This is a genomic window from Streptomyces longispororuber, from assembly GCF_024448165.1.
In the GTDB taxonomy this organism is placed as follows: domain Bacteria; phylum Actinomycetota; class Actinomycetes; order Streptomycetales; family Streptomycetaceae; genus Streptomyces; species Streptomyces longispororuber_A.
This window is the reverse complement of sequence record NZ_JAMOLN010000282.1, coordinates 1-10,820: the sequence shown is the minus strand read 5'-3', so window position 1 is coordinate 10,820 and position 10,820 is coordinate 1. Positions and strand designations below refer to the sequence as shown.

General features: G+C 71.7%; 7 protein-coding genes. 4 read left to right on the top strand and 3 right to left on the bottom strand.

Annotation, left to right across the window (positions count from 1 at the left end):
- The 3 genes from M4J07_RS43590 to M4J07_RS43580 form a co-directional block, all read right to left on the bottom strand.
- Positions 1-718: P1 family peptidase (locus M4J07_RS43590; RefSeq protein WP_255982075.1), on the bottom strand; the 718-nt coding region annotated here is incomplete at its 3' end.
- A 69-nt stretch (positions 719-787) separates the two neighbouring features.
- Positions 788-2,017 (bottom strand): low temperature requirement protein A, encoded by a 1,230-nt coding sequence (locus tag M4J07_RS43585; RefSeq protein WP_255982073.1) that lies wholly within the window; start codon positions 2,015-2,017, stop codon positions 788-790.
- Positions 2,018-2,034: 17 nt separating this feature from the next.
- A complete protein-coding gene (locus M4J07_RS43580; RefSeq protein WP_255982071.1) occupies positions 2,035-2,826 on the bottom strand; it encodes a sirohydrochlorin chelatase in 792 nt (263 codons plus the stop codon).
- A 221-nt stretch (positions 2,827-3,047) separates the two neighbouring features.
- Here M4J07_RS43580 and nirB point away from each other — a divergent pair, with 221 nt between their 5' ends.
- The 4 genes from nirB (at position 3,048) to pflA (ending at position 10,799) form a co-directional block, all read left to right on the top strand.
- Positions 3,048-5,798 carry a nitrite reductase large subunit NirB gene (gene nirB, locus M4J07_RS43575; RefSeq protein ID WP_255982069.1) on the top strand — a complete coding sequence of 917 codons (2,751 nt, stop codon included), beginning with the start codon at positions 3,048-3,050 and terminating at the stop codon, positions 5,796-5,798.
- A 135-nt stretch (positions 5,799-5,933) separates the two neighbouring features.
- Positions 5,934-7,367 (top strand): NarK family nitrate/nitrite MFS transporter, encoded by a 1,434-nt coding sequence (locus M4J07_RS43570; RefSeq protein WP_255982067.1) that lies wholly within the window; start codon positions 5,934-5,936, stop codon positions 7,365-7,367.
- Positions 7,368-7,628: 261 nt separating this feature from the next.
- The gene (gene pflB, locus M4J07_RS43565) at positions 7,629-9,899 is read left to right on the top strand and encodes a formate C-acetyltransferase (RefSeq protein WP_255982065.1); all 2,271 of its coding nucleotides are present in this window, start codon (positions 7,629-7,631) and stop codon (positions 9,897-9,899) included.
- Between the two features lie 96 nt (positions 9,900-9,995).
- Entirely contained in the window at positions 9,996-10,799 is an 804-nt protein-coding gene (gene pflA / locus M4J07_RS43560; RefSeq protein WP_255982063.1) for a pyruvate formate-lyase-activating protein, read from the top strand.
- Positions 10,800-10,820: the final 21 nt, after the last annotated feature.

Below are 10,820 nucleotides of genomic sequence, written 5' to 3'. Positions count from 1 at the left end.
GGCCGTTCGCGGCGGCCGCCTCCGCGAGCCGCAGGACCGCCCGCTCGTGCGTCGCGGCGGACGGATACGTCACCGGGCCCCGCCCCGCGAAGAACTCCCCGTACAGCGCCCCGGTCGCCGGATCCACCGCCGAGCCCGCCGCGTTGGCGACGACCAGGGCGCCGACCGTGATCCCCGAGTCGAGCACGGTGGACGCCGTGCCGACGCCGCCCCGCACCTTGCCGACCAGCGCGCCGGTGCCCGCCCCGACGCTCCCCTCCGGCACCGGCGCGTGCGGGTCCGTCGCCGCCGCGGCCCGCACCGCGTCGAGGCCCGTCGCGGCGTCGGGCCTGGCCCGCCAGTCGCCGCCCCGGCCGAGGTCGAAGACGCACGCCGCCGGGACCACCGGGACGACCTGTGCAGGATCCGGGCCGACCCGGACCCCGCGCCCCTGCTCCTCCAGCCACGCCACCACGCCCGACGCCGAGTCGAGGCCGAAGGCGCTGCCGCCGGTCAGCACGACCGCCTCGATGCGCTGCACCAGGTTGCGCGGGTCGAGCGCGTCCGTCTCCCGGGTGCCCGGGCCGCCGCCCCGCACGTCGACGGCGGTCACCGCGCCGCCCGCCGGAGCGAGCACGACGGTGGTGCCGGTCAGGAAACCGCCGCCGGTGCGGGTGGCGTGCCCGACGCGCAGTCCTGCCACGTCGGTGAGGGCGTCATGGTGCGCAGTCGTCGTCATGTCCCATGCGTACCACGGAGGTTGACCGGCTCCTCCGTGCCGCGCGCCGTCCCGCCGGGGCCTCGTCCGCTACGCCGCCCGCGCCCCGGCCGGCCGCGCGCTCCTGGCCGACAGCGTCACGCCGACCGCCACCGTGAGCGCCGCCACGATGCCCGCCGCGAGCACCGCCCAGCTCCCCGCGAACGTGCAGCAGAGCACCAGCACCGCACTCACCGGCAGCGTCAGCTGCTGCGCCGCGCCCTCCTTGAAGTACCGCGCGTGCAGCGCCCACACCATCAGCAGGAACACCGCCGAGGGGATCGTCACGGCCGCCGACGCCGCCGTCGTCGAGATGTGCGCCTTCCCGACGGCCTGCTCGACGGCGACCTCGATGCCCGCGCCGATCGCCGCCGCCGACGCGAAGACGAAGTAGTGGCCGTACCCCCACAGGAACCCCTGGCGGTTGGACGCCAGCCGGTCGTGGATCGGCACCGCGAAATAGATCCACCACGCCGCGAACACGATCAGCAGCCCGCCCGCCGCGATCGGCAGCACCTCGCCGAGCGCGTCGTTCTCCTCGACCCCCGACTTCACCGCGACGGTCGCCGCCGCGATCGTCTCGCCGAGCACGATGATCGTGAACAGGCCGTAGCGCTCGGCGATGTGGTGCGGGTGCCAGGACGTCTGCCGGTCCTTCTCCGCGTACAGGGGCACGCACATCTCCAGGACGGCCAGCACGACGAACACCCAGGGCACCGAGGCCGCCGGCAGGAACAGCAGCGCGAGCCAGCCGACCTGGCACAGCAGCACACCGCCCGCGTACCGCAGCGCGGCCGTGCGCTCCGCCCCCGTGCTCGACCGGGCGGCCCGCAGCCAGTGCGCCGACATGGCGAGCCGCATGATCACGTAGCCGATCACGACGACGGTGAAGTCGTCGTTCTCGAAGGCCCGCGACACCCCGGCCGCCAGCACCAGCACGCCCGCGATCTGGACGAGGGTGACGAGCCGGTAGACCACGTCGTCGTTGTCGTACGCCGACGCGAACCACGTGAAGTTCATCCAGGCCCACCAGATCGCGAAGAAGATCCGCGCGTAGTCGGCCACCCCGCTGCCCGCGTGCCCCTCGGCGACGGCGTGCACCAGCTCCACCCCGCCCTGGGCCACCGCGACGACGAAACAGAGGTCGAAGAACAGCTCCAGCGACGACGCGACCCGATGCTCCTCGTCGCGTCCCCGTTCCACCATGCGGCGGAGCGGGGACGGCCGGCGCGTGGGGAGGGTCTGCCGGTCGGGTCTTGGTGTGTCTGGCGTGGACGTCATGCGCCCAGGACAGCAGATCAGGCGGCGATGTGCGCCATGCCGCGCGCAGCCCGACCGGCGTCGGGGGCGGCCTCCCGGTATCGGCGGACGACGAGGTCGGCGACGGCCGGATGGTCGGCGAGCGGCTCCGTGACGAGGTCGGCCCCGGCCGCGCCGAGCGACGCGGTGAACCGGCCCGGCGCCAGCAGGTGGGTCACGATCCCGATCCTGCGGTGACCGGCGGCCCTGAGCCCCGCCAGTGCCTGCGGCACCGTCGGCCCGGTCGCGGAACAGTAGGCGGTGACCACCGGGGTCCCCGGCCGCCGCCCGGCGAGGCGTCGGGCCGCGAGCAGCGCCCCGCCGTTCCCGCCGGGCCGCGACGAACCCGCGGCGGCGAACACGATCGCGTCCACGCGCCCGCCTCGCGTCGCCTCGGCCCGCGCGAGCCGCCCGGCCAGCGCCGCGTCGACCTCGAAGGCCCCGCTGAGACTCGGGGTCAGCACCCACCCGGGACCGCCGTGCGCGGCGACGACGGCCGGTATGTCGACGGTGCGGTGGAACCCGTCCCCGAGCAGCAGCGGCACGACGACCGCACCCGTCTTCGAGGCGCCGGCCGGGTACGCCCCACCGTGGCCGCACGCCCCGGCCGCGCCCGCCCTGCCCGCCCCGTCGCACGCGCTCAACGCGCTGCTGAGAGAGGGAAGCTGATGGTCCAGGTGCCCGACGGAGGGCCGCACCCCGGTCCGCCGCTCGACGGCGTCGCGCAGCCGCCCCACGGTGGCCCCCGCGGCGGGCAGCGCGCTGCCGTGCACGGCGAGTACGAGCGACATGAGGACGCCTCCGGGGAACGCGGGGGGAGCGCGGGCGGCCGGTACCGTCCACCGCGCTCGACGCTACGCCCGCGCGGCGCCCCGGCGACCCGGCGAAAGGCCCGGCCGGGCGGGTCGTAGGTCCCGCCCCGACAGGCCCAATTCGGCGCGGCGTCCCCTCTCTTCGCGCCTACCGTCGAACCCGTAGAGCCACCGGCGAACCGCACCCACGGAGTGACCCCATGCCCCACCACCTGGTACTCATAGGCCACGGCATGGTCGGCCACCACCTCCTCCAACTCCTCGCGGAGCGCGACGCCCTCGCCACCTGGCACGTCACCGTGCTCGCCGAGGAGGACCGCCCGGCCTACGACCGCGTTCACCTCTCCTCCGCCTTCACCGGCACCGACGCGGCCGAACTCTCCCTCTCCACGCCCGAGTTCATCGCCGAGCACGGCATCGACCTGCGCCTGGGCGACCCGGCCGAACACATCGACCCGGCCGCCCGCACCGTCACCACCACGTCCGGCGCCACCGTCCCCTACGACGCGCTGGTCCTGGCCACCGGCTCGTACCCCTTCGTCCCGCCCATCGACGGCGCAGACGCCCCGGGCTGCTTCACCTACCGCACCCTGTACGACGTCGCGTCCCTCACCGAGTACGCCGCCCGCGCGGACGTCCGCACCGGCGTCGTCATCGGCGGCGGACTTCTCGGGCTGGAAGCGGCCGGCGCGCTGCGCACCCTCGGCCTGGACACGCACGTCGTCGAGTTCGCCCCGCGACTGATGCCGCTCCAGGTCGACGACGGCGGCTCCGCCGCACTGCGCGCCACCATCGAGTCCATGGGCGTCGCCGTGCACACCGGGGTCGGGGCCCGCGCCGTGGAGACCGACACCGACGGCTGGGCGCGTGCCCTGCACCTCACGGACGGCCGGGTCGTCGACGCCGACGTCGTCGTCTTCTCGGCGGGCGTCCGGCCCCGCGACCGGCTGGCCCGGGAGGCCGGGCTCGCCGTGGGTGACCGCGGCGGCGTCGTGGTGGACGCGCACTGCCGGACCACGGACCCGTACGTCTACGCGGTCGGCGAGTGCGCCCAGACCTCCGACGGCAGGGTCTACGGACTGGTGGCCCCCGGCTACCAGATGGCCGAGGCCGCCGCCGACGCGCTCGCCGGCAACGGCACCGCCCTGTTCACCGGCGCCGACACCTCCACCAAGCTGAAGCTGATGGGCGCGGACGTGGCCTCCTTCGGCGACCCCTTCGCGCACGAGGGCGAGGACGGCGAGGCGATGGCGGTCGTCTTCTCCGACACCCGCGAGGGCGTCTACAAGAAGCTCGTCCTCGGCCCCGACGGCCGTCTCCTCGGCGGCATCCTGGTCGGCGACGCCGCCGCCTACGGCACCCTCAAGCCGCACGCGGGCCGCACCCTGCCCGCCTCCCCGGAGGCGTACATCCTCCCGGCCACCGGGGAGGAGAGCGCCGCGCTCGGCGTCGACGCGCTGCCCGACGACGCCGTGGTCTGCAGCTGCCACAACGTCACGAAGGGCGCCGTCCGCACGGCCGTCACCGCCGAGGGCCTCACCGACGTCGGCGGCATCAAGCGGTGCACCAAGGCGGGCACCGGCTGCGGCGGCTGCGTCGGCACCCTGCAGTCCGTCCTCGACACCGAACTCGCCGCCGCCGGCGTCGAGGTCGCCCGCGGCCTGTGCGAGCACTTCGAGCTGACCCGCGCCGAGCTCTACGACGTCGTCCGCACCGAACGCATCACGTCCTTCAGCGCACTGATCGCCGCCCACGGCTCCGGCCGGGCGGGCGCCGCCGACGGCTGCGCCGTCTGCAAGCCGGTCGTCGCCAACATCCTCGGCACCCTCGCCCCCGAACTCGGCCTCACCCACATCCTCCAGGGCGAACAGGCCGCCCTCCAGGACTCCAACGACCTCTTCCTCGGCAACCTCCAGAAGGACGGCACCTACTCCGTCGTCCCCCGCATCCCCGGCGGCGAGATCACCGCCGACCAGCTCATCGCGATCGGTGAGGTCGCCCGCGACCACGGCCTCTACTCGAAGATCACCGGAGGCCAGCGGATCGATCTGTTCGGCGCGCGCGTCGAGCAACTCCCCGCCATCTGGCGGCGGCTGGTCGCCGCGGGCCTGGAGTCCGGGCAGGCGTACGGCAAGTCGCTGCGCACGGTGAAGTCGTGCGTCGGCGCCAAGTTCTGCCGGTTCGGGCAGGGCGACTCGGTGCAGCTCGCCATCGACCTCGAACTGCGCTACCGCGGGCTGCGCACCCCGCACAAGATCAAGGGCGGTGTCTCGGGCTGTCTGCGCGAGTGCGCGGAGGCCCGCGGCAAGGACATCGGCGTCATCGCCACCGCCGGCGGCTGGAACCTCTACGTCTGCGGCAACGGCGGCACCAGCCCCCGCCACGCCGACCTCCTCGCCACCGACCTGTCCCGGGCCGAACTCCTGCGCCTGACCGACCGGTTCCTCATGTACTACGTGCGCACCGCCGAGCGTCTTGAGCGCACCGCCCCCTGGTTCGAGCGGATCGGCGGCCTCGACCACCTCACGTCCGTCCTCGTCGACGACTCCCTCGGGATCTGCGCCGACCTGGAGGCGCAGCTGGACCGGCACGCCGCCGCCTACCGCGACGAGTGGCAGGCCGTCCTCGACGACCCGGCCGCCCTCGCCCGCTTCGGGACCTTCGAGGCCGACCCGAGCTTCCTGGAGCCGGGCCGCGGCCGGGCCGCCGTCCTCCCCGACGGCACCGAGGCCGCCCTCTTCAAGGCCACCGACGGCACGGTCTACGCGGTGGACGCCCGCGACCCGTTCTCGGGCGCCGACGTGATCGCCCACGGCATCATGGGCACCCGCGACGGCGCCCCCGTCGTCGCCTCCCCGATGCACAAGCAGGAGTTCGACCTGCGCACGGGGGAGTGCCTCGACGACCCGTCCGTGCGCCTCGCCGTCCACGAGGTTCCCAACGCGGGGTGAGCAGGGGGACCTTGGTCGCTCCCGGGACGGTGCCATTGGGGTGCCCCGGGGGCGACCAACGCCTCTGACGCGGTCTTTATCCCGGCGCGAATCTGGAGAGGCAAGGAAAACCCTCCTCACCACCAGGAACACGTCATGAGTCCTGCCGTCCGGGACGCCGCCGTGGTCGACGACGTCACCCGTTCCTACGATCCCCAGCAGTACCGGCCCGGCCGGGCCATCAGCGACTGGGAACCCGAGAACGAACTGTTCTGGAAGTCCGTGGGCAAGCGGGTCGCCACCCGCAACCTGTGGATCGCCGTCCCCGCCCTCCTCGTCGCCTTCGTGGTGTGGCAGGTGTGGAGCGTCACCGCGACGAACCTGGCCGACGTCGGCTTCAGCTTCAGCACCTCGCAGCTGTTCTGGCTGACCGCCATCCCGGGTCTCACCGGCGGTACGGCCCGGATCTTCTACACCTTCCTCGGCCCGCGCATCGGCCAGCGCCGCTTCACCGCGCTGTCCACCGTCGTCCTGGTGATCCCGCTGATCTGGCTGGGCTTCGCGGTGCAGGACACCTCCACCTCGTACGTCACGCTGGCGACCATCGCGGCGCTCTGCGGCTTCGGCGGCGCCAACTTCTCCTCGTCGCTGGCCAACATCGGCTTCTTCTTCCCGAAGGCCAAGAAGGGCAACGCCACCGGCATCAACGGCGGCCTCGGCAACCTGGGCGTCTCCGTCGTCCAGCTGCTCACCCCGATCGTCATCACCTCCTCGGTGATCGCCCTCGGCTCCGCCCAGCACAAGGCCGACGGCTCGCCGGTGTGGCTGCAGAACGCCGCGTTCCTGTGGGTGCCGGTCCTCGTGGTCCTCGCCGCCCTCGCCTGGTTCGGCCAGAACGACCTGAAGGTCGCCGCCACCCCGTTCAAGCAGCAGAAGGTCATCTTCAAGCGCAAGCACAACTGGCTGATGACCTGGCTCTACGTCGGCACCTTCGGCTCCTTCATCGGCTTCGCATCCGCCCTGCCGATGCTGATCAAGACCACCTGGACCCCGATCGACGCCTCCTACACGGCGGCCACCTACGCCTGGATCGGCCCGGCCGTCGGCGCCCTCGCCCGCTGGGGCGGCGGCTGGCTCGGCGACAAGCTGGGCGGCGCGCGCGTCACGATCCTCTCGTTCGTCGGCATGGCCGGCTCGATCATCGGCGTCATCAACTTCATGCCGTCGAACGGCGCGGGCGGCAACTTCGTCGGCTTCCTGCTCTGCTTCTACGCGGCCTTCCTGTTCAGCGGCATCGGCAACGGCTCCACGTTCCGCCAGATCCCGGTGATCTTCCGCGGCCAGCACCTGAAGGGCCTGACCGAGGGCACGCCCGAGTACACGAAGGCGCTGAAGCAGGCCGAGATGGAGTCCGGCGCCGTCACCGGCTTCACCGCCGCGATCGCCGCGTACGGCTTCTTCTTCATCCCCGCGATGTTCGCCAACTTCGCGGTGACGAGCGCCCTGTGGTGCTTCGTGGCCTTCTACGGCACGTGCATCGTCGTCTGCTGGTGGTACTACGCGCGCAAGAACGCCGAGTCCCCGAGCTGATCGGACGGGCGCAGCCCCCTCCCCGCGCGATGTGGCCATGGGAATTCCGCCGCATTTCTTGTGAATGTGTTCACAAGCGAACGTGGGTCGAAAGTCCCGAAGGAAATCCCAGGTCAGAGCAGTAATCCCGATCGGAGTCGAGCCGGAAAGAGGCCCAATGGTCCCGAACTCAGGACCATTGCGGCCCGCCGGACCGGCTCCGCGGGAGTCCAATGAATACGTAGCAACGAACCGGTCGAAGAGATGGGGAAGGTGCCGCAGATGACTGCCACTCCCGCGGAAAAGACGACGCACGGCGAGGCCTGGGACGGCTTCAAGGGAGGGCTCTGGCGGGACGCGATCGACGTCCGCGACTTCGTCCAGCAGAACTACACGCCCTACGAGGGCGACAGCTCCTTCCTCGCCGGCCCGACCGAGCGCACCACCGCCGTGTGGGACAAGCTTCTCTCGATGTTCCCGGCGGAGATCGAGCGCGGCATCTACGACGTGGACGTCCACACCCCGTCCCGCATCGACGCCTTCAAGCCCGGCTACATAGACGGCGACGCGAAGGACCACAAGGACCTCATCGTCGGCCTCCAGACGGACGGCGCCCTCAAGCGCGCGATCATGCCGAACGGCGGCTGGCGGATGGTCGAGGGCGCCCTCAACGCCTACGGCTACGAGGCCGACCCCGAGGTCCGCGAGATCTACACTCACCTGCGCAAGACCCACAACGAGGGCGTCTTCGACGCGTACACCCCCGAGATCCGCGCCTGCCGCTCCTCCGGCATCATCACCGGCCTGCCCGACGCCTACGGCCGCGGCCGCATCATCGGCGACTACCGCCGCATCGCCCTCTACGGCGTCGACCGCCTCATCGCCGCCAAGCAGGCCGACAAGGACCGGCTCGGCAGCGAGTGGCCCACCGAGCACGTCATCCGTGACCGCGAGGAGATCTCCGAGCAGATCAAGGCGCTGAACGAGCTCAAGGCCATGGCCATGTCGTACGGCTACGACATCTCCGGCCCGGCCACCAGCGGCCGCGAGGCGATCCAGTGGCTGTACTTCGGCTACCTCGCCGCAGTGAAGGAGCAGAACGGCGCGGCCATGTCGATCGGCCGCATCGACAACTTCCTCGACATCTACCTGCAGCGCGACATCGAGGCCGGTCTCCTCACCGAGTCCGAGGCCCAGGAGTTCATCGACGACTTCGTCGTCAAGCTCCGCATCGTCCGCTTCCTGCGCACCCCCGAGTACAACGACCTCTACTCCGGCGACCCGACCTGGGTCACCTGGTCGATGGCCGGCATGGGCCAGGACGGCCGCCCGCTCGTCTCGCGCACCACCTTCCGCGCCCTGCAGACGCTCTACAACCTCGGCCCGGCCCCCGAGCCGAACCTGACGGTCTTCTGGTCGCGCGAACTCCCCAAGGGCTTCAAGGACTTCGCCTCCCAGGTCGCCATCGACACCTCGGCCCTCCAGTTCGAGTCCGACGAGCTGATGCGCCCCAAGTACGGCGACGACACCGCTATCGCCTGCTGCGTCTCCGCGATGGCCGTCGGCAAGCAGATGCAGTTCTTCGGCGCCCGCGTGAACGTCGCCAAGGCGCTCCTCTACGCGATCAACGGCGGCCGCGACGAGAAGACCGGCAAGCAGGTCGTCGAGGGCTTCGAGCCCATCGAGGGCGACCACCTCGACTACGAGACGGTCGCGAAGCAGTACGACGCGATGCTCGACTGGCTGGCGAAGACGTACGTGCACGCGCTCAACGTCATCCACTACATGCACGACAAGTACGCCTACGAGCGCATCGAGATGGCGCTGCACGACCAGGAGATCCTGCGCACCATGGCGTGCGGCATCGCGGGCCTCTCGGTCGCCGCCGACTCCCTCTCGGCGATCAAGCACGCCAAGGTCAAGGTCGTCCGCGACGAGACCGGCCTCGCCGTCGACTACGAGATCGACGGGGAGTACCCGGCCTACGGCAACAACGACGACCGCGCCGACGAGATCGCCAAGACGATCGTCCACGGCTTCATGGAGAAGGTCCGCAAGCACCCCACGTACCGGGACGCGGTCCACACCCAGTCCGTCCTGACGATCACCTCGAACGTCGTCTACGGCAAGAAGACCGGCAACACCCCGGACGGCCGCCGCGCCGGCACCCCCTTCGCCCCCGGCGCCAACCCGATGAACGGACGCGACGAGCACGGCTACATCGCCTCGGCGCTGTCGGTCGCGAAGCTGCCCTACGACGACGCCGAGGACGGCATCTCGCTGACCAACACGATCACCCCGGACGCCCTGGGCCGCACCCCCACGGAGCGGATCGGCAACCTCTCGGGCGTGCTCGACGGCTTCATGGCCAGCGACGGCTTCCACATGAACGTCAACGTCCTCGACAAGGCGACCCTCCAGGACGCCATGGAACATCCGGAGAACTACCCGCAGTTGACCATCCGGGTCTCCGGCTACGCGGTGAACTTCGTCCGCCTGACGCGCGAGCAGCAGCTGGACGTCATCAACCGCACCTTCCACGGCTCGCTGTAGAGCGACCCCGAACCGCGGTCCCGGGGCCGGGCCCTCACCCCGGCCCCGGGCGCCGCGCACTCCCCACCCGCACCTCGTAGCCCGAGGAGACCTGCCATGACCGTGCTGCTCACCCAGAACCTGAGCGCGAACGACGCCGCCACCCCGGCCGCCGCCGCGACGCACCGCCCCACCGAGGGCTCCGTGCACTCCTGGGACCTGTCGACCGGCGTCGACGGACCGGGCACACGCTTCGTGACGTTCCTCTCCGGCTGCCCGCTGACCTGCCTGTACTGCCACAACCCCGACACCTGGAAGATGCGCAACGGCAAGCGCACCTCGGCCGACGCGATCGTCGCGGAAGCGGCCAAGTACACCCGGTTCATCGAGGCCGCGGGCGGCGGCGCCACCATCAGCGGCGGCGAACCGCTGCTCCAGCCCGTCTTCGCCGGCGAGCTGCTGCACCGCCTCAAGCACGAACTGGGCCTGCACACCGCCCTCGACACCTCGGGCTTCCTCGGCGTGCGCGCCACCGACGCCCTGCTGCGCGACGTGGACCTGGTCCTGCTCGACATCAAGTCCTGGGACCGCGCCACCTACAAGAAGGTCACCGGCCGCCCCCTGCAGCCCACCCTCGACTTCGCGCACCGCCTGGCCGACCTCGGCAAGGACGTGTGGGTGCGCTTCGTGCTCGTCCCCGGACTGACCGACGACCCCGCCAACATCGAGGGCGTCGCCGCCTTCGCCGGCTCCCTGGGCAACGTCTCCCGGGTCGACGTGCTGCCCTTCCACAAGCTCGGCGAGGCGAAGTGGGAGGCGCTCGGCAAGACCTTCACGCTGCACGACACCCCCTCGCCCACCCCCGAGCAGGTCGCCACCGCGAAGTCGATCTTCGAGGCGCACGGCCTCACCGCGGTCTGAGCCCTGCCCCCGTCCCGGCCC

Coding starts and splice junctions, on each gene's coding strand:
- M4J07_RS43570 (WP_255982067.1), top strand. CDS start 5,934: ATGAGTCCTGCCGTCCGGGACGCCGCCGTGGTCGACGACGTCACCCGT.
- pflB (WP_255982065.1), top strand. CDS start 7,629: ATGACTGCCACTCCCGCGGAAAAGACGACGCACGGCGAGGCCTGGGAC.
- nirB (WP_255982069.1), top strand. CDS start 3,048: ATGCCCCACCACCTGGTACTCATAGGCCACGGCATGGTCGGCCACCAC.
- pflA (WP_255982063.1), top strand. CDS start 9,996: ATGACCGTGCTGCTCACCCAGAACCTGAGCGCGAACGACGCCGCCACC.
- M4J07_RS43580 (WP_255982071.1), bottom strand. CDS start 2,826: ATGTCGCTCGTACTCGCCGTGCACGGCAGCGCGCTGCCCGCCGCGGGG.
- M4J07_RS43585 (WP_255982073.1), bottom strand. CDS start 2,017: ATGACGTCCACGCCAGACACACCAAGACCCGACCGGCAGACCCTCCCC.